Annotated in this window: 17 protein-coding genes and 1 tRNA gene; 15 read left to right on the top strand and 3 right to left on the bottom strand. The window is 63.4% G+C overall.

Features of this window, described 5'->3' with window-relative positions; translation table 11 throughout:
* Position 1 precedes the first annotated feature (1 nt).
* From KP001_RS11180 to KP001_RS11140, 9 genes are all read left to right on the top strand, one after another.
* Positions 2-862, top strand: a complete 861-nt coding sequence (locus KP001_RS11180; protein ID WP_217285726.1) for a prephenate dehydrogenase — start codon at positions 2-4, stop codon at positions 860-862.
* Between the two features lie 82 nt (positions 863-944).
* Positions 945-2,234, top strand: coding sequence for a 3-phosphoshikimate 1-carboxyvinyltransferase (aroA, locus tag KP001_RS11175; protein ID WP_217285725.1), 1,290 nt, complete (start codon positions 945-947; stop codon positions 2,232-2,234).
* The gene (cmk, locus tag KP001_RS11170; protein WP_217285724.1) at positions 2,231-2,932 is read left to right on the top strand and encodes a (d)CMP kinase; all 702 of its coding nucleotides are present in this window, start codon (positions 2,231-2,233) and stop codon (positions 2,930-2,932) included. The genes aroA and cmk overlap by 4 nt, the downstream gene beginning before the upstream one ends.
* A 2-nt stretch (positions 2,933-2,934) precedes the next feature.
* Positions 2,935-3,786 carry a 4-hydroxy-3-methylbut-2-enyl diphosphate reductase gene (ispH, locus tag KP001_RS11165; protein WP_217285723.1) on the top strand — a complete coding sequence of 284 codons (852 nt, stop codon included), beginning with the start codon at positions 2,935-2,937 and terminating at the stop codon, positions 3,784-3,786.
* 68 nt (positions 3,787-3,854) lie between these two features.
* Entirely contained in the window at positions 3,855-5,609 is a 1,755-nt protein-coding gene (locus KP001_RS11160) for a 30S ribosomal protein S1 (protein WP_217285722.1), read from the top strand.
* 54 nt (positions 5,610-5,663) lie between these two features.
* Entirely contained in the window at positions 5,664-5,945 is a 282-nt protein-coding gene (locus KP001_RS11155; protein ID WP_015721554.1) for an integration host factor subunit beta, read from the top strand.
* Positions 5,946-5,966: 21 nt separating this feature from the next.
* Positions 5,967-6,053, top strand: a tRNA-Leu gene (locus KP001_RS11150).
* 74 nt (positions 6,054-6,127) lie between these two features.
* A complete protein-coding gene (locus tag KP001_RS11145) occupies positions 6,128-6,727 on the top strand; it encodes a DUF3109 family protein (protein WP_217285721.1) in 600 nt (199 codons plus the stop codon).
* A 48-nt stretch (positions 6,728-6,775) separates the two neighbouring features.
* Positions 6,776-7,066, top strand: a complete 291-nt coding sequence (locus KP001_RS11140) for a putative quinol monooxygenase (RefSeq protein WP_217285720.1) — start codon at positions 6,776-6,778, stop codon at positions 7,064-7,066.
* 123 nt (positions 7,067-7,189) lie between these two features.
* Here the strand turns inward: KP001_RS11140 and KP001_RS11135 are convergent, their stop codons facing one another.
* The gene (locus KP001_RS11135) at positions 7,190-7,612 is read right to left on the bottom strand and encodes a pyridoxamine 5'-phosphate oxidase family protein (protein WP_217285719.1); all 423 of its coding nucleotides are present in this window, start codon (positions 7,610-7,612) and stop codon (positions 7,190-7,192) included.
* Between the two features lie 232 nt (positions 7,613-7,844).
* On the opposite strand from KP001_RS11135, the gene KP001_RS11130 reads away from it, so the two are divergent.
* Positions 7,845-8,204: a VanZ family protein gene (locus KP001_RS11130; RefSeq protein WP_217285718.1), complete on the top strand. Its 360-nt coding sequence runs from the start codon at positions 7,845-7,847 to the stop codon at positions 8,202-8,204.
* Between the two features lie 16 nt (positions 8,205-8,220).
* Positions 8,221-8,394 carry a hypothetical protein gene (locus tag KP001_RS11125; protein ID WP_217285717.1) on the top strand — a complete coding sequence of 58 codons (174 nt, stop codon included), beginning with the start codon at positions 8,221-8,223 and terminating at the stop codon, positions 8,392-8,394.
* 87 nt (positions 8,395-8,481) lie between these two features.
* On the opposite strand, the gene KP001_RS11120 is transcribed toward KP001_RS11125, so the two are convergent.
* Positions 8,482-8,922: a BON domain-containing protein gene (locus tag KP001_RS11120; protein WP_217285716.1), complete on the bottom strand. Its 441-nt coding sequence runs from the start codon at positions 8,920-8,922 to the stop codon at positions 8,482-8,484.
* A gap of 199 nt (positions 8,923-9,121) precedes the next feature.
* Here KP001_RS11120 and fusA point away from each other — a divergent pair, with 199 nt between their 5' ends.
* The gene (gene fusA / locus KP001_RS11115; protein ID WP_217285715.1) at positions 9,122-11,212 is read left to right on the top strand and encodes an elongation factor G; all 2,091 of its coding nucleotides are present in this window, start codon (positions 9,122-9,124) and stop codon (positions 11,210-11,212) included.
* A gap of 13 nt (positions 11,213-11,225) precedes the next feature.
* Here the strand turns inward: fusA and KP001_RS11110 are convergent, their stop codons facing one another.
* Positions 11,226-14,024: a hybrid sensor histidine kinase/response regulator gene (locus KP001_RS11110; RefSeq protein ID WP_217285714.1), complete on the bottom strand. Its 2,799-nt coding sequence runs from the start codon at positions 14,022-14,024 to the stop codon at positions 11,226-11,228.
* 307 nt (positions 14,025-14,331) lie between these two features.
* Here KP001_RS11110 and KP001_RS11105 point away from each other — a divergent pair, with 307 nt between their 5' ends.
* The 3 genes from KP001_RS11105 (at position 14,332) to KP001_RS11095 (ending at position 17,661) form a co-directional block, all read left to right on the top strand.
* The gene (locus tag KP001_RS11105) at positions 14,332-14,514 is read left to right on the top strand and encodes a hypothetical protein (RefSeq protein WP_217285713.1); all 183 of its coding nucleotides are present in this window, start codon (positions 14,332-14,334) and stop codon (positions 14,512-14,514) included.
* 81 nt (positions 14,515-14,595) lie between these two features.
* Complete coding sequence (locus tag KP001_RS11100) at positions 14,596-15,552, top strand: YbgA family protein (protein WP_217285712.1); 957 nt, start codon at positions 14,596-14,598, stop codon at positions 15,550-15,552.
* Between the two features lie 105 nt (positions 15,553-15,657).
* Entirely contained in the window at positions 15,658-17,661 is a 2,004-nt protein-coding gene (locus tag KP001_RS11095) for a heterodisulfide reductase-related iron-sulfur binding cluster (RefSeq protein ID WP_217285711.1), read from the top strand.
* The last annotated feature ends 106 nt before the right edge of the window (positions 17,662-17,767 follow it).

Genomic DNA, 17,767 nt, shown 5'->3' with positions numbered 1-17,767 from the left:
CATGGTCCACTTCAAGAAAATGGCCGTGATCGGCGTCGGGCTGATCGGCGGTTCCCTGGCGCGGGTCCTGCGCGAGAAGGGGGCCGTGGACGAGGTGGTCGGCGTCGGCCGCGGCGAAGCGAACCTGAAGCGCGGCGTCGAGCTGGGCGTTTTGGACAGCTACACCACCGATGCCAGGGAAGGGGTGGCCGGAGCCGATCTCGTTTTCGTGGCGACGCCGGTCTGCACCATACCGAAGGTGGTCGCGGAGATAGCGCCGTACCTGGCGCCTGGGTGCATCGTCACCGACGGCGGCTCCGTCAAGGAGACCGTGGTGACGGCGTGCGAGCCGCTCATGCCGGAAGGAACCTTCTTCGTCGGAGGGCACCCGATCGCCGGGACCGAACATTCGGGCGTCGAGGCATCCTTCTCCACCCTGTACGTGGGGAGGCGCTGCATCGTCACCCCGACCGCCAACACCGATCCGGCGGCGCTGGAGAAGGTGGTCGGGCTCTGGAAGGTGGCCGGTTCGAACGTGCCGCTCATGGACCCCGTGCAGCACGACCTGGTGGTGGCCGCCATCTCGCACCTGCCGCACATGGTGGCCTACTCGCTGGTGAATGCCGTGGACGGCTACGACCGCTTCGGCGGCGATCTGCTTTCCTTTTCCGCCGGCGGTTTCAGGGACTTTACCCGGATTGCATCTTCCGACCCGGTCATGTGGCGCGACATCGCGCTTACCAACCGCGAGGCGATCCTCGAGATGATGGACTTCTTTTCCGTGTACCTGGAGAAACTGCGCACCCTGGTGGCGGAGGGGGATGCCGGCGGCCTGCAGGCCTTCTTCCTGAACTCGAAGCAGAAGCGGGATGCCATTCTCTAACAGCGAACCGCAGGGGGCAAACCCAGTCTGACCAGTCCGACAGGTCCGACAGAAAAATTTGAAAGCGGCAGCGAGGTGCTTCATGCAAAGCTACACCGTACAACCCGCCAGGAGCGTGCGCGGCGAGATCCGCGTCCCCGGCGACAAGTCCATATCGCACCGCTCCATCATGTTCGGCTCCATCGCCAACGGCGTGACCAAGGTCTCCGGCTTCCTGCGCGGTGAGGACGCCCTCGCTACCCTGGAGGCCTTCCGCGCCATGGGGGTGCAGATCGACGATGACGGCGAGACGGTCACCATCGTGGGCAAGGGGCTGCACGGACTGGAGGAGCCGACCGACGTCCTCGACTGCGGCAACTCCGGCACCTCGATGAGGCTCCTCACCGGGCTTCTCGCCGGCCAGAGCTTCTTCTCGGTCCTCTCCGGCGACAAGTACCTGCGCGCCCGCCCCATGAAGCGCGTGGTCGGGCCGCTCTCCAGGATGGGCGCGCGCATCGGCGGCCGTGCCGGCGGCGAAAAGGCGCCGCTCGCCATCCAGGGCTCCCAGCTGAAGGGGATCGAGTACGACTCCCCGGTCTCCAGCGCCCAGGTGAAGTCGGCCATCATGCTGGCCGGGCTCTACGCCGAGGGCGAGACCGTGGTGCGCGAGCCGCACCTCTCCCGCGACCACTCGGAGCGGATGCTGCGCGCCTTCGGCGCCAACGTGGAAACCTTTCCGGGCGGCGTCAAGGTTCGCGGCGGCGCCGAGCTGACCGGACGCGACATCGTGGTCCCCGGCGACATCTCCTCGGCTGCCTTCTTCATGGTGGCGGCATCCATCGTTCCGGGTGCGGAGCTTCTCATCAAGGGAGTCGGCGTCAACCCGACCCGCACCGGCATCATCGACATCCTGAAGGGGATGGGGGCGGACCTCGAGCTTTTGAACGAGCGGGACGAGACCGGCGAGCCGGTGGCGGACATACGGGTGCGTCACGCGCAGTTGAAGGCCATGGCGATCTCCGGCGAAGTGGTGCCGCGCGCCATCGACGAGTTCCCGGCCATCTGCGTTGCGGCGGCCCTTGCCGAGGGGACTACCGTGGTGAGCGGCGCGGAGGAATTGCGGGTCAAGGAGACCGACCGCATAACCGCCATGGCGGACAATTTAAGACGAGCCGGGGTCACCGTTGTGGAGACTCCGGACGGCATGGAAATCACCGGCGTCCCCGCCCTCAAGGCGTGCGCCGCCGACAGCTTCGGCGATCACCGGATCGCCATGTCCATGATGGTGGCAGGGCTGGTCGCGCAGGGAGAGACCACGATCTCCGACGTCGACTGCATCGCCACCTCGTTCCCCGGCTTCCGTGAACTTCTCGAGGGGGTAGTACAGCGTTGAGTGCAGTCAGGCAAAACGGAGTAATCGTAGCGATCGACGGTCCATCCGGGGCGGGTAAAAGCAGCCTCACCAAGCTTTTGGCCCGGCGCCTCGGTTACATTCACATCGATACCGGCGCCATGTTCCGCGCCGTCGCCCTCATGTCCCGGCGTGCCGGCATCGCTAGCGATGACGACGCCGGACTGGCCGAACTGTGCCGGGAGCTGGAAATCACCTTCGTGAGGGACGGCGAGACCTGCCGGGTGCTGGCCAACGGCGAGGACGTCTCCACCGAGATCCGCAGCGAGGAGATCGGCCTCCTTACCTCCGCCATCTCGGCCAGAAAACCGGTGCGCGAAGCGCTTTTGACCATGCAGCGCGCGATGGGGGCCAAGGGGGGCGTCATCCTCGAGGGACGCGACATCGGCACCGTGGTCTTCCCGGACGCCGAGGTGAAGTTCTTCCTCTCCGCCAGCGCCGAGGAGCGCGGCCGGCGCCGCTATCTCGAACTCGCCGCGCGCGGCGATGCAGCGACGCTCGAGGAAACCATCGCCAAGGTGATCCAGCGCGACCGGCAGGACGAGGGACGCGAGCACGCGCCGCTCAGGCAGGCCGAGGACGCGCTCCCGATCGACTCCACCAACCTCTCCATCGACGAGGTGCTGACGGTAATGGAGAACACCGTGCGCGAGCGCCTGGTGCAGGGCGCCAAGGGGTAACCATGGAAGTGATACTGGCCAAACACGCAGGTTTTTGCTTCGGCGTCAAAAGGGCCACCCATCTCGCCTTCGACGCGGCCGACAAGGGGGGGGACACCTACACCCTGGGCCCGATCATCCATTCGCCGCAGGTGGTGCAGCGGCTCGAGGAGATGGGGGTGAAGTCGGTCGAAGACGTGGCCGAGATCAAAAACGGCAGTACCGTGATCATCCGCTCCCACGGCGTCGCCGCCGAGGAACTGGAAGCCGCGGTCCGCGCCGACCTGGCCATAGTCGACGCCACCTGCCCGTTCGTGAAGAAGGCGCAGGAACACGTGGCGACACTCTCCAGGGAAGGGTACGACGTGGTCGTGGTGGGGGACGCCGTGCATCCGGAGGTGCAGGGGATCGTTTCCTATGCCACCGGTCGGGTCTACGTGGTCAGCTCCGGCAAGGACGTGGAGCGGCTGCCGCGGATGGCCAAGATGGGGGTGGTGGCGCAGACCACGCAATCGTTCGAGCACTTGAACGAGGTGGTGGCCGCCTGCCTCGCCCGCGGCGGCGAGACCCGGGTCTACAACACCATCTGCGACGCCACCGCCGTGCGCCAGGAAGAGACCAAGAAGCTCGCCGGCGAGGTGGACTGCATGATCGTGATCGGCGGCTTCAACAGCGCCAACACGAGGCGCCTGGCCCAGATCTGCCGGGAGCTTTTGCCGCGCACCCACCACATCGAAACCGCAGGACAGATCGATCCCGCCTGGTTCGACGGGGTGCAACGGGTGGGGGTGACGGCCGGGGCGTCGACACCCAAGTGGTTGATTGACGAAGTGACGGAAAGAATTTCGGCCATCGATAGAGATAAAATAGGTTGATATTTTTGTCCGATGTGCTAAATTAGCTCGATTTTATATGGAGATTACACGAGGGGGTAACAGTTTCAATGGGTGATGAAAAACGTACGTTCAAGAAAAAAGATATGCCGATCAGGCGGTTACACGATAATGACGAGGAGATGGACCAGGCAGAAATGGGTGGCGAGTTCGCTGACCTTTTCCAGGACAGTCTGAGGCAGCCGCAGAGCGGCGAAGTCGTCAAGGCCGTCGTTGTTCAGATCGAGCAGGACGTGGTGCTGGTTGACGTCGGCTACAAGTCGGAGGGTGCCATCCGCATCGCCGAGTTCATCGACGAGAACGGCGATCTGACCGTCAAAGTCGGCGACGAAGTGAACGTCTACTTCGAGCGCGGCGAGAACATCCGCGGCCACATGGTCCTTTCCAAGAAGAAGGCCGATTCCCAGGTAGCCTGGGAAGCCATCGCCGCTGCCGGCGAAGGCGGCACCATCGAAGGCAAGATCACCGGCAAGGTGAAAGGCGGCATGACCGTCGATGTGGGCGTCGAGGCGTTCCTCCCGGCTTCGCAGGTTGACCTGCGTCCCGGCGGCAACATGGACCGTTTCATCGGCCAGACCTACGAGTTCCGCATCCTCAAGCTGAACAGGAAGCGCGGCAACCTCGTGCTGTCCCGCCGCGTGCTGCTCGAAGAGGAGCGCGACAAGGCAAGGACCGAAACCCTGGCGACCCTCAAGGAAGGCGACATCGTCGACGGCGTGGTGAAGAACATCGCCGAGTACGGCGCGTTCGTGGATCTGGGCGGCGTCGACGGCCTGCTGCACGTCACCGACATGTCCTGGGGCCGTTTGGGTCACCCGTCCGAGATGGTCAAGGTCGGCGACACCCTGAAGGTGATGGTCCTCAAGTACGACCGCGAGAAAGGGAAGATCTCCCTGGGCCTCAAGCAGACCGTGCCCGATCCGTGGCTCAACGTGGCCGACCGCTACCAGGAAGGCGAGCGCGTACGCGGCAAGGTCGTGAGCCTCACCGACTACGGCGCATTCATCTCCCTCGAGGACGGCATCGAAGGCCTGGTGCACGTCTCCGAGATGTCCTGGACCCGCCGCGTGCGTCATCCGTCCGAAATCCTCAAGGTAGGTGAGGAAGTCGAGGCGGTGATCCTGGGCGTCGATCCGGGCAACCGCAGGATCTCCCTGGGTCTCAAGCAGACCGAGGTGAACCCCTGGACCGTGATCGGCGAGCGTTACCCGGTCGGCACCAAGATCGAAGGCCAGATCAAGAACATCACCGACTTCGGCGTCTTCATCGGCATCGAGGACGGCATCGACGGCCTGGTTCACGTCTCCGACATCTCCTGGACCCGTCGCGTGAAGCACCCGGGCGAACTGTTCGGCAAGGGGCAGACCGTGCAGGCCGTGGTTCTCAACATCGACGTCGAGAACGAGCGTCTCTCCCTGGGCATCAAGCAGCTGGTTCCCGATCCGTGGGAAGAGATCCCCAGGAAGTACAAGCCGGGCTCCAAGGTCAACGGTAAAGTGACCTCCGTGACCGACTTCGGCATCTTCGTCGAGATCGAGGAAGGGATCGAGGGCCTGATCCACGTCTCCGAGATCTCCTACGAGAAAGTCGCCTCCCCGAAAGACTTCGCCAATGTCGGCGACGAGCTCGAGGCGGTAGTGCTGAACGTGGACATGGTCGAGAAGAAGATCGCCCTTTCCATCAAGGCGCTGCAGACCGCCATGGAGAAAGCCGAAATGGCGTCCTACATGGGGAGCCAGGGCGAGGCAACCTCCAGCTTTGGCGACCTCCTCAAGGAGAAGCTGAAGAAGAGCACTGAAGAATAGACCAGTCACTTCGCCGACTGAATAATCTTATAGATTCATATTTGAGGTGTTTAAATGACTAAGAGCGAACTGATCGACAAACTGGTGGAAGTACGCGGTGCTCTGACCCGCAAGGACTCCGAGGCAGTAGTCTCCATGGTGTTCGACGCCATGAGCGAGGCCCTCACCAACGGCGACAAGGTGGAGATCCGCGGCTTTGGCAGCTTCACCATCCGCGACCGCGAGCCGCGTGAGGCGAGGAATCCGAAGAGCGGCGAGATCGTCAGCATCCCGAGCAAGAAGACCCCGTTCTTCAAGACCGGTAAGGACCTGCGGGAGCGCGTGAACAACCTCTAGCAGCAGCAAACGACGGGATCGGCCCGGATGGCGGAATTGGTAGACGCAACGGACTTAAAATCCGTCGGCCTCACAGCCGTGCCGGTTCGACCCCGGCTCCGGGCACCACGGTAACCAACAAGAAGGGCTATGCTGACCGCATAGCCCTTTTTCCTTTCAAGCTTATGGAGAATGCAGCGGCGATGCGTGTCAAAGGGTGCGATCCGGCGGGATGCCAGGGACTATGTTGCTACGACGGCGTCTACCTGCTGCCGGGGGAAGACGAGCTGATCCGGGGCGTGGTGCGAAGCTACCCGGAGCATTTCGCGGCTCTCCCCGCCGGTTACATCGTGGACGGCACGTGGCCCGACGGAACCAACGGGGTGAAGACCGCGACCACGCCCTTTACCTTCACCACGGAAGAGTTCCCTCCTCACTTCAACCACACCAGGTGCGTCTTCGCCACCAGCGACCACATGTGCCTTCTCCAGTCACTTGCCGGCGTACTGGGCGTACACAAATGGACCTTCAAGCCGACCGCGTGCTGGCTCTTCCCTTTGACCATCAAGGAGGGGGACCTCGCTCCCCCTCCACTGCCCGGCGAGCCCGATCCCGATTACGTCGACGACTCCTATCCCGGCTACGTCACCTTCGTGCCGTGCGGGAAGTTCGCCCCCGACGGTACCCCCTGGGACGAAGCGTTCGCCGAGGAGATTTCTTTTTTCGACACCGTCGACCAACTCCCCCTCTGGGCCAACCGCGGGCTGTCGCTGGTGGAGATCATCGAACGTGCCAGAGTATGACCGCTCCGGCCCGCCGGGGGACCTATATCCGTACATAAAGGGGACAACATGTCAAAAGTAACCATTGTGGCAAAACTGACGGCAAAGAATGACTGCATCGAGGCGGTAAAAGCGGAAGTGATCAAGATGCTCGCCCCGACCCGCCAGGAGCAGGGGTGCATCGAGTACCGCCTGCACCAGGACAGCACCGACCCCGCAGTCTTCGTTTTCTACGAGAACTGGAAGGACCAGGCCGCTTTCGAGCAGCACATGGACTCCGCGCATTTCAAGGCCTACGTCGCCGCCCTCAGCGACAAGATCGCCGACAAGACCGTGCACCGCATGACTGAAATGGGGTGACCGGGAGGTGTCGAGCCGGGTTGATCCGGTTTCGTGCCCACGGCAGGACAGGTTTTGCACCACGAAAAAAGGCGTCTTCCCTCACGGGGAGACGCCTTTCATACTTTCAGGGGGGGGCTGGCTCTAGAGCTGAATGAACTCTTTGGGGTCGGTGTTGGTCGCCATGGTCCAGACGGTGGCCGTTCCCTTCTTCAGCACGTACACGGCCAGCTGCTCGTAGCCCACCTTGTCGATCCACGGCTTCAGGAAGTCGCGTTTGGCTACGATCTCCTTTTTCAGCTCCAGGTCCTCCAAGGCTTCAACGGTGCCGGCGATCCGGACCTGGATCAGGTTCTCGAAGATGCCGTTGCTGAAGCAGAGTTCGACCTTCGGGTTCTTGGTCAACTGGTGGTAAAGATCCTTGATCTTGCCGGTGTTGAAGACGATGCCGTTCTCATCGGCCCTGTATAACAGCATGCCTCGCACGTGCGGCGTGTCGCCGTCGGCCGTCGCCATGTGGAATATCGGATTTGAGTTCAAAAATTCCATGATCTCTTGCTTGTTCATATAGCAGCTCCTTCTATGCCCGGTGGTGTCGATCCCTGAGACAACGGATATTATACAACAATCAAGGATGCTGCAAGACCGGGGTTTATTATAACGATGAGCGTGTCCCAATAAAAAAGTCGGAGGGTGGTAGTCAGGAAGCGGCAATCCGGTAAAATGGTGGCCTGTATCGGCTTTCCTGTAGGCACATGGTGCAATCGACCGCAGCACACGGTTACAGGAGGTTACCGCAATGAAAACAGCCATCGCGCTCCTTGCATTACTGTTTGCTCTGCCGGCTCACGCCCTGGACAAGGACAAGATCTCTCATTTCGGCGGCGGCGCCATCTTGGGCCTGGCCTCGGACACGGTCTTGTATCACGCAACGGACCTGGAAAGGCCAGCGCGGATGATAGCCGCCACGGGGCTTGCCATGATCCCCGGCTTCGCCATCGAAGTGGGGGACGAGTTTACGGGAACACACTTCAGCTGGTACGATCTTCTTGCAGACGGCCTGGGTTCGGCGACCGGCATGTTGGCCGGTGAGCTCATCAACGGACGGCTCTGGGTGAAGGCTTCCCCGCGCCAGGTGCAACTGATCGGGCGCTGGTGATGGCGAGGTGAGAACGATGAAAGAAGAACGCGATACGGATCAGGCGGAACGCTGGATTGCCACCTTCACCTGGGAGGACCGGCTTATCGCCAGGTTTTTCCCGCGCTTTTTCAAGCGTTACGCGCCGGAGGAAGTGCAGCGGCAGTGGGAAGCGCTGCTGGCGCGCAAGCAGGAGCGCCGCAACCGTTAAAGCGGAGACGGCGCCGGCAACGACATAGGCCAGGCTGCCGGGGCAGCCTGGCCTTGTCCTGTCTTCGCGGACGCCTGCGCTGGCCTGCTATTTCTGCTCTTTCTGGTCCTGCTTTTCCCTCTTATCCCTTTTCTCACTCTTCTCCTTGGGGGGCGCGACTTCCAGTTCGTTGGTCACCTTCCCCTTGCCGGCCACGGCTGCAGCGGCCTTTTCCACCGTCATCTTCTCGTCTTCACTCTTCACCGGCCCTTTCAGGGTGACATGTCCGTCCCGGGTGATGATCTTCACGTTGTGCGCCTTGATGGAGAGGGTCTTGTCCTTTACCACCGCGCGCCGGATCTCGCGGGTGATTTCGCGGTCGGACTTGTTCTCCTTTTGCTGCTCGGCGGTCAAGCCCTTGTTCTCTTCCTTGTTCTTCCTGGTGTTGTCCGCCCTGGTGGTGTCCTGAGCGGCCTGTACCATGGGGGGGGCGCCGAAGGCGACGGCGGCTGACAGTGTTACGGCAACGAGCATTGTGATCTTTTTCATCGTAGATACTACCTCCTTGATAGTGGTGTGAAGGGGAAACCCCTTTTTGAATTAGCAAAAGCTAATATACAACAAGGGGGATGTCAATAGCGCGGCCTCAGAAAGAAACCGGAAGCGATGTTGCCAGTACCTGCCCCCTTGTTTTTGACTTCTGCAGCTCGTCGGATATCATTGGACTTTTCCGACCAGTTTCACAACCATGAGCCGAAGGAGAACGACCATTTCCGCAACCGACGTTTCACATATCCGCAATATCGGCATCATCTCCCATATCGATGCGGGGAAGACTACTGTCACTGAGCGTATGCTCTTCTACAGCGGAGAGACGCACAAGATGGGGGAGGTGCATGACGGTCAGGCGGTCATGGACTGGATGCCGCAGGAGCAGGAGCGGGGTATCACCATCACGGCCAGCGCCACTTCCTGCCGTTGGGGGGGACACCGGATCAACCTCATCGACACCCCGGGGCACATAGATTTCACCATCGAGGTGGAGCGGAGCGTCAGGGTGCTGGACGGGGCCGTGGCCATCTTCAGCGCCGTCGAAGGGGTGCAGCCCCAGAGCGAACTGGTGTGGCGCCAGGCGGACCGCTACCGGGTACCGAGAGTATGCCTGATCAACAAGATGGACCGGCTCGGTTCCGACCACGGTCACGTGCTGGAGCACATGGCCGAACGCCTGGATGCCCGCGCCGTCTTGCTCCAGCTCCCCATCGGGAACGAAGGGGCATTTTCCGGCGTGATAGACCTGATCGGGGAGGAGGCGCTCTCGTTTTCCGATCAGGACCTGGGGCGGACGGTGCTGCGCGGACCTGTTCCGGCCGAGTACCTGGAGCAGGTCCAGCAGGCACGCCTGCAGCTGACAGAGGCGGCCGCGGACTTCGACGACCAGGTGATGGCGGACTTCCTTGAGGGGCGCAAGGTGGCGGCGGAGGCCCTGCACCGGGCGCTGCGCAAGGGGACCGTCTCCTGCCAGATCTTCCCGGTGCTTTTGGGATCGGCCCTGCGCAACAAGGGGGTCCAGCCGGTACTCGACGCAGTCTGTCTCTACCTGCCGTCGCCGCTGGACCTTCCCGCCATGGTGGGTAGGCAGCCTGGCAGCGGGGAAGCGGAGAGTTTCAGCTGCGACCCGGACCAGCCGCTGCGCGCACTGGCATTCAAGGTGATGGCGGAGGAGGGAAGACGCCTCACCTACCTGCGCATCTATTCCGGCAGGGTGAGGACCGGGGCGACCCTGCTCAACGCAAGCCGCGGCGGCAACGAGCGCATCAGGCACCTGTTCCGGATGCATTCCCACCGGCGTGAGGAAGTCGCCGAGGCGGTCGCGGGGGATATCGTGGCGGTGACCGGCTGCCAGTCCACCCTCACCGGCGACACGCTGTGCGACCCGGGGCATCCGCTGCTCCTGGAAGGGGTGAGCGTGCCGGAGCCGGTGGTTTCACTGGCCGTCGAAGCGAAGGGGGGGGAGGACCGGGCGCACCTTCTGGGGACGCTGGAGTTCTTCCAGTGGGAAGACCCGACCTTCCGGGTGCACGAGGACAAGGAGACCGGGCAGACCATCCTCACGGGGATGGGGGAGCTGCACCTGGAGATCATCGTCGACCGCCTGCGCCGGGAGTACGGCGTGCAGGTGAAGACGGGGCGGCCGAGGGTGGTGTACCGCGAGGCGCTGCGGCGCGAGGTGACGCGGCGGGAGGTTTTCCAGGCCCTGGGGGACAAGCGTCCGGAACCCGCCGAACTCGTGCTGCGGCTGGCACCGCTACCCCGGGGGAGCGGAGTCCGGGCGGTGCTTCCGGCCCCGGTGGCGCCGGTGACCGCGGAACTCCTGGCGGCGGTGCGGGAGAGCCTGCTGGAGGCCGTCAGCGGCGGGTGCCTGACCGGGTACGCCCTGACCGACCTGGAGGTGCGGGTGCTGGAGGTCCCGGTGGAGCCGGGAGCGCCGGCCCCCTCGGAACTGGCGCTGCGCGGGGCGGCCCAGCGCGGGGTGGTCCTGGCGGCCCGGGAGGGGGCTCCCCTGTTGCTGGAGCCGATAATGAAGCTGGAACTGGAAACCCCGGCGGAGCACCTGGGGAAGGTTCTGGGGGGGCTGCAGCAGAAAAGAGGAAGGGTGGAGGGGCTGGACCGGCGCGGGGAGCTCGAGCTGGTGAAGGCCACCGTTCCCCTGGCGGAGATGTTCGGCTACATGACGGAACTGCGCAGCGCGACCAAGGGGCGGGGGAGCTACACCATGGAGTTCCAGGGGTTCGAGGAGGCCCCGGCGGAGGTGCAGGAGCGCTTCGGGCTGCGCTAAAGGACCGTTGGTCTCAGCGCTTGGGCCCCCTGCGCCGGGTGTCGCTGCGCTTCATCACGTCGGATAACGCCTGGATGCTGTAGGGTTTCTGGATGAAGGCGAGGTATCCGGTCCCCGAGAGTTTCCGGGTCACCTCCTGCTCGCTGTAGCCGCTGGAGATGATAACCTTCACCTCCGGATCGAACCGCCTCAGCTCCTGGAAGGTCTGTTCGCCGTCCATCTGCGGCATGGTCAGGTCCAGGATCACGAAGCGCACGTCGCCCCTCTCCCGGTACAGTTCCACGGCCCTGCTGCCGCTGAGCGCCGTCACCACCTCGTACCCCAGCTGCTCCAGCATGGAAGCGCCCACCTCGCAGATGATCTCCTCGTCGTCGACCAGCAGCACCGTTCCGCTCCCCTGCCAGGCTTCCTCAGGCTGTTGCAGCGCCACCTGGTCCTGGACCGGAAGTTCGCTGGCGGGGAGGACCACGGTGAAGGTGGTCCCGTGGCCGGGCCTGCTCTCCACCTTGATGGCGCCCCTATGTCCCCTGATGATCCCGAGGACCGCGGACATCCCGAGCCCCCGGCCGGTGAACTTGGTGGTGAAGAAGGGATCGAAGATGCGCGCCAGCGTGGCTTCGTCCATGCCGCAGCCGTCGTCCTCCACCTGCAGGAACAGGAAGTCCCCCTCCGCGAGTTCCCTCTCGGACCAGGCGCTTTTCAGGAACTGATGGTCGAAATGCCGGTAGCCGCTGCGAATGGTGATGGTCCCCCCCCGGTCGCCGATCGCCTCGGATGCGTTGATCACCAGGTTCATCACGATCTGGCGCAGCTGGGTCGAGTCCGCCTGCACCGGCGGGAGTTCCTCAGCCAGTTCCAGCACCAGCCGGCACTTCTTGGAGACGGAGACCTCGAGCAGGTGGACCATCTCGGTAAGGAGGCTGTTCAGGCTGACCGGCTCGACGACGAACATCCCCTTGCCTGAGTAGGCGAGCATCTGCCGGGCCAGGTCGGCGGCCCTGATGGCCCCCTTCTCGATGTTTTGCAGGTTCTCCACCGCCGGCGAGTCCGGGGCGATGCGCATGAGCCCCAGGCTCGAGTTGCCGAGGATCCCGGTCAGGATGTTGTTGAAGTCGTGGGCGATCCCCCCGGCGAGGATCCCCAGGCTTTCCAGCTTCTGAGCGTGCAGCAGCTGCTGCTCAAGCCTCAGGCGCTCCTCCTCGTGGAGGCGCCGCTCCAGCTCTGCCGCGGCCCGGCCGCTCACCATCTGCAGGATCTCTTCCGCCAGTTCCCGGTTCAGCAGCGGGTTGCAACCGATGACCGCTATCAGCCCGATGGGAACCCCGGTGGAACCCCAGAGGACCACGCCGAGGTAGCTCTCCGCCTTCAGGTCCTGCAGGACCTGGTCGTTGGGGAACAACTGCCGGACCCCCTCACGGTAGCAGCAGATGTTGCGTCCCACCACCTCTCCGCAGGGGGTGTCCTTGAGGGCGTAGCGGACGTTCTCCTCGAAGATCCCCTTGTAGTAGACCGCGACGGTGCGGGCCCAGAGGTTTCCTTCCTCCAGCTGGTCGATGCAGATGAAGTCCATGTTCAGGGTGCCTGCCAGGTAGCGGGCCAGGCGGTGGAAGAACTGTTCGTCGGGGGCGGCGGTCGCGTTGGATTGGGCCAGGAAGGCGAGGCATTCCTCGGTCCGTTTGCGCTTGGTGATCACGTCGAAGACGATGACGAAGCACCCCGGCTCCGGACTGTAGACCGACACGGAGAGCCACTCGCTGATGGCGTTGACGTAATACTCCATCTGCTCCGGTTTCCCGCTCAGGGCCACCCGCCTGAACGATGCGAGCAGTTCGGGATCCGACTTCCACACACCCGGAAGCACATCGCTCATCCTCTTCCCGCTCGCACCTCTGAGCCCGGTGAGCCGCTCGAAGCTCTGGTTCACCTCCAGGAAGACGAAATCCTGGGGGTGCGAGGAGTCGAGGATCATCCTGCAGTAGGCGAAGCCGTTCAGCATGTTGTCGAACAGGGAGCGGTAGCGTTCCTCGCTTTTCTTGAGGCCTTCCTCGGCCTGCTTGCCCCGGGTGATGTCCATCCCCGTGGCTTGGTATTCCACCACCTGCCCGTCGCCGTCGACGATGGCGCCGCTGTTCCACTTCTGCCACACCAGGCGCCCGTCGGGAAGCCAGGCCCTCACCTCAAGCGCCTGCCCCTGGTGTTCGCCGTCCATCGACTCCACGCCGCGGATCAGTGCCTCGCGGTCCTGCAGGAAAAAGAAGGTGTAGAAATTCTGCCCCAGCAGTTCTTCCCGCTCCTTTTGCAGGTAGCGGCAATAGGTGTCGTTGGCGAAGGTGAGCAAGCCGCCGCGCCGGTAGCGGACCACGAACTCGGCCTGGGTCTGCACCATGGCCCGGTAGCGGGATTCGCTCTCGTGCAGCGCCCTTTCCGCCTCCCTGGCCTCCCTGAAGACGACGCATACGTGTGAGGGGACGGTCTCGTCGTCCACCTTGAGCGGCAGGGCATCCATGCAGACCGGCACCGGGCTCCCCTTGCGGGGGTTGTGGATGGCGAGGCTGATGTCGCGGGCCGCCTGCCCCAGACGCAAGGCGGACAGGGCTGGATGCTGCTCGGGTAGGAGAGGGGCGCCGTCCGGTGTGCAGAGGTGCCACTGGGGGTGTTCGGTGCTGTGAAGCAGGAACTGGTCCCGCTCCATCCCGAACATCTCCAAAGCGGCGGCGTTAACGTCCAACGGCGTGCCGTCCGGTCGCTGGATGAACATCCCCAGAGGCAGTTCGTTGAACAGGACACGGCATTGTTCCAGCGAGTCGAACATCAAGTATCTCCGCTTCTTCGATGCTGGGTGTATGGTGAATGACACTGAGAGTGTTTATATCAGATAAAGATGATTGTTCAATTGAGGCTGTGTCCTCTTTGCGGGGAAGACTTGCCTGTCACGATTGTCAGAGTGGGATTAGCCGCTGTCAACTTCCTGGCTCAGTGTGAATAAATCTTGAATCATTGTCATCATTTTCGCACCCCTCACACAGAGAGGCCCACGATAAATCGGGAGTTTATGTCATGGGTTTAATTATTGCATATGGAAAATGATCTGCAGATACTGTCCAAAAAGGAGCACCCTCTTGATCTTGATCGCCAAGCCGACGCCTCACCGCAGGGAGAACCGCCCCCAAAAGCAAGCTTTGCTGGACCGCAGTGCCACCGTGATCCCCCGGCACGACCTGAGGATGCCGCAGCTTCCCAGGCAGGTGCGGCTCTTCATGGGCGAGGGGCTTTTCTCCCCGCAGGACGCACCGCTGTTGTGAAAAAACGCCCCTTGGCGCTGGCGCGGGGGGACTTTTTCTGCCACAATGTCTCCCGCCCCACCACGGGGACGGAGGTTTCTCATGTCCGGATCCGGCGCATCCATAAAGATAGGCGTCAGCTCCTGCCTTCTGGGGGAGAAGGTACGCTACGACGGCGGCCATAAGCACGACCCTTACCTCACCGGGGTCCTCGGGAGGTTCTTCAGCTTCGTGCCGGTCTGCCCCGAGGTGGAGTGCGGCATGGGCACGCCGCGCGAGGCGATGCGCCTGGAGGGCGACCCGGAAAAGCCGCGGCTCATGACCCACCGGACGCGCATCGACAAGACCGGCCAGATGCTGGAGTTCTGCCGGAACAAGGTGGAGCAGTTGGCGCACGAGGAGCTGTGCGGTTTTGTCTTCAAGAAGGGATCCCCTTCCTCGGGACTGTTCCGGGTCAAGGTGTACCGGGAGGGGATGCCGCCGGTCGCCGGGCGTGGCCTCTTCGCCGCCGCGGTGGCGCGGCGCTTCCCGCAGCTTCCCATGGAAGAGGAGGGGAGGCTGAACGACCCGGTGCTGCGGGAAAACTTCATCGAGCGGGTGTTCGCCTTCCGGCGCTGGAAGGATTTTCTCGCGGATGAACCCGACCTCGGCAAGCTGGTCCAGTTCCACACCTGCCAGAAACTGCTGGTCATGTCGCACAGCACCCAGCTCTACCGCGAGCTCGGGGCGCTGGTGGCCCGGGGGAAGGAGCTTCCGTTCCCGCAACTGCTGGAGCGCTACCAGGAGCTCTACATGAAGGCCCTGGAGCTGCACGCGACGGTGAAGAAGCAGACCAACGTGCTGATGCACATCATGGGGTACTTTAAAAAGAACCTCTGCACCGAGGAGAAGCAGGAGCTTTCGCAGCTGATCGCGCAGTATCACGACGGGGTGGTGCCCCTGGTGGTGCCCCTCACCATGCTCAAACATTACGTCGCCAAGTACCGGCAGGAGTACCTGCGGCAGCAGGTCTACCTCTCCCCCCACCCGGCGGAGCTCATGCTGCGCAACCACGTCTAGCCCGTCTCCGGCTGCTCATCCCCAAACCCGCCTATTAGATTTTCTCTATCCTGAAGCGCCCTCTTCGGCTATAGTTTGCCAATTCCGCAACCTCAGAGGTGCCGTATGGAAGCGACACGCGAGATCTACTGGAACGTCAACCATGCCCTGATCTGGGTCATGTACCTGTTCGCCTTCCTGGCCCTGGGAGGTTGCGCCTGGGGGTTCCGGTCCCGGCTGCCGATGTACCGGCAGGGGAAGCCCCTGGACCGGCTGGACCGGCTCTCGCTGCGCCTGAAGCTCATGGTGCGGGGCGCCCTGACCCAGGCCAAGGTGCTTCGGGTCCAGGTGCCGGGGACGCTGCATGCCTTCTTCTTCTGGGGTTTTCTGCTCCTGTTCATCGGCACGCTGCTCATCATGCTGCAGGCCGACTTCACCGCGCCGCTGGCGGGGTGGACCTTCCTGAAGGGGACCTTCTACAAGGGGTATTCCCTCGTCCTCGACCTGGCCGGCATCATCGCCATCCTCATGCTGGCGGGGCTCTTCGTGCGGCGCTTCCTGGTCCGGCCCAAAGCCCTCCCTACCAAGGGTGACGACTACCTGGCCCACGCGCTCCTCTTCACCATCCTGGTCACCGGATTCGTGGTGGAGGCGCTCCGGATGGCCGCCACCGAGGTGCACCAGAACCCGGAGCTGGCCCGGCTCTCCCCCGGCGGGCTGCTGCTGACCCCCCTGTTCGCCGCAATGAACCCCGCCACCATCTCGGTTACCCACAAGGCCATGTGGTGGCTGCACTTCTTCCTGGCCATGGCCTTCATCGTCGCCATCCCCTTCACGAAGCTGAGGCACCTGTTCACCGATCCGGCCAACTACCTGTTCACCGACCTGCGTCCCAAGGGGGCCATCGCCACCATCAACCTCGAAGACGAGACCGCGGAGCAGTTCGGCGCCGCCAAGGTCACCGATCTCGCCTGGAAGGACATCTACGACGCCGACGCCTGCACCCTGTGCAAGCGCTGCCAGGACCGCTGCCCCGCCTGGTACACCGAAAAGCCGCTCTCCCCGATGCGGGTGGTGCAGCAGGTGGGGGAGATGGCGCTCAACGACCCGCAGGGGGACCTGTGCCGCTACGTCACCGAGGAGGTGCTCTGGGACTGCACCACCTGCCGCGCCTGCCAGGAGATCTGCCCGGTGGACATAGAGCACGTCAACAAGATCCTCGAGATGCGCAGGAACCTGGCGCTCATGGAGGGGAAGTTTCCCGGTGACGAGGTGCAGACCGCCATGGGCAACTACGAGGTGAACGGCAACCCCTTCGGACTGGCCTGGGCCGAGCGCGGCGCCTGGGCCGAAGGGCTCGACGTGGTGACCCTGGAGAGCGGCGAGCCCTTCGACGTGATGTACTTCGTGGGGTGCTACGCCTCATTCGACCGCCGCAACAAGGAGGTGGCCAGGGCCTTCGCGAAAATCTGCTCCGCGGCGGGTATCAGGCTCGGCATCTTGGGCAAGGAGGAGAAGTGCTGCGGGGAGCCGCCGAGGAAGCTGGGCAACGAGTACCTGTACCAGACCATGGCGCAGGAGAACATCGAAAGGATCAAGGGGTACGGCGTTAAGGAGATCGTCACCACCTGTCCCCACTGCTTCAACGCCCTGGCCCGCGACTACAAGGAACTCGGCCTGGAGGTCCCGGTGCGCCACTACACCACCTTCCTGGCGGACCTGGTGCAGCAGGGGGGGCTGCAGCTTGAACCGGGCGAGAGCTTCGACTGCACCTACCACGACTCCTGCTACATCGGCCGCTATGCCGACATCTTCGAGCCGCCGCGCGAGATGCTGCAGCGTCTGGGCGGCAACATCGCCGAGATGGATAGAAACCGTCTGGAGAGCTTCTGCTGCGGCGGGGGAGGGGGGCGCATCCTCGCCGAGGAAAAGGTGGGGACCCGCATCAGCACTGCCCGCGTGCAGATGGCCGGCGAAACCCGCGCCCCCATGCTGGTTTCCAACTGCCCGTTCTGCCTTACCATGTTCGAGGACGGCATCAAGACCGGCGGCCTGGAAGGGAACCTCGCCGCGCGCGACCTGGCCGAGCTGGTGGCCGCGCGGCTCCCGCGGAGCAGCGCCGAAGCGTAGCCGTAACGTGCTAAAGGGGACTGGCTCCGCAGGTGCCTCTCCCCTTTGCGCCCCTTTTTACCCCGCAGGTGCCTCCCCCTTTGCCCCGTTTCTCATGAGCTTCATT

This window comes from Geomonas subterranea (assembly GCF_019063845.1).
GTDB lineage: Bacteria > Desulfobacterota > Desulfuromonadia > Geobacterales > Geobacteraceae > Geomonas > Geomonas subterranea.
This window is presented reverse-complemented; position numbering and strand designations above follow the sequence as displayed.

Bases quoted from the DNA above. Each gene is read 5' to 3' on its own strand.
- KP001_RS11180 (WP_217285726.1), top strand. From the start codon at position 2: ATGGTCCACTTCAAGAAAATGGCCGTGATCGGCGTCGGGCTGATCGGC.
- aroA (WP_217285725.1), top strand. From the start codon at position 945: ATGCAAAGCTACACCGTACAACCCGCCAGGAGCGTGCGCGGCGAGATC.
- ispH (WP_217285723.1), top strand. From the start codon at position 2,935: ATGGAAGTGATACTGGCCAAACACGCAGGTTTTTGCTTCGGCGTCAAA.
- KP001_RS11160 (WP_217285722.1), top strand. From the start codon at position 3,855: ATGGGTGATGAAAAACGTACGTTCAAGAAAAAAGATATGCCGATCAGG.
- KP001_RS11155 (WP_015721554.1), top strand. From the start codon at position 5,664: ATGACTAAGAGCGAACTGATCGACAAACTGGTGGAAGTACGCGGTGCT.
- KP001_RS11145 (WP_217285721.1), top strand. From the start codon at position 6,128: ATGCGTGTCAAAGGGTGCGATCCGGCGGGATGCCAGGGACTATGTTGC.
- KP001_RS11140 (WP_217285720.1), top strand. From the start codon at position 6,776: ATGTCAAAAGTAACCATTGTGGCAAAACTGACGGCAAAGAATGACTGC.
- KP001_RS11135 (WP_217285719.1), bottom strand. From the start codon at position 7,612: ATGAACAAGCAAGAGATCATGGAATTTTTGAACTCAAATCCGATATTC.
- KP001_RS11130 (WP_217285718.1), top strand. From the start codon at position 7,845: ATGAAAACAGCCATCGCGCTCCTTGCATTACTGTTTGCTCTGCCGGCT.
- KP001_RS11125 (WP_217285717.1), top strand. From the start codon at position 8,221: ATGAAAGAAGAACGCGATACGGATCAGGCGGAACGCTGGATTGCCACC.
- KP001_RS11120 (WP_217285716.1), bottom strand. From the start codon at position 8,922: ATGAAAAAGATCACAATGCTCGTTGCCGTAACACTGTCAGCCGCCGTC.
- fusA (WP_217285715.1), top strand. From the start codon at position 9,122: ATGAGCCGAAGGAGAACGACCATTTCCGCAACCGACGTTTCACATATC.
- KP001_RS11110 (WP_217285714.1), bottom strand. From the start codon at position 14,024: ATGTTCGACTCGCTGGAACAATGCCGTGTCCTGTTCAACGAACTGCCT.
- KP001_RS11100 (WP_217285712.1), top strand. From the start codon at position 14,596: ATGTCCGGATCCGGCGCATCCATAAAGATAGGCGTCAGCTCCTGCCTT.
- KP001_RS11095 (WP_217285711.1), top strand. From the start codon at position 15,658: ATGGAAGCGACACGCGAGATCTACTGGAACGTCAACCATGCCCTGATC.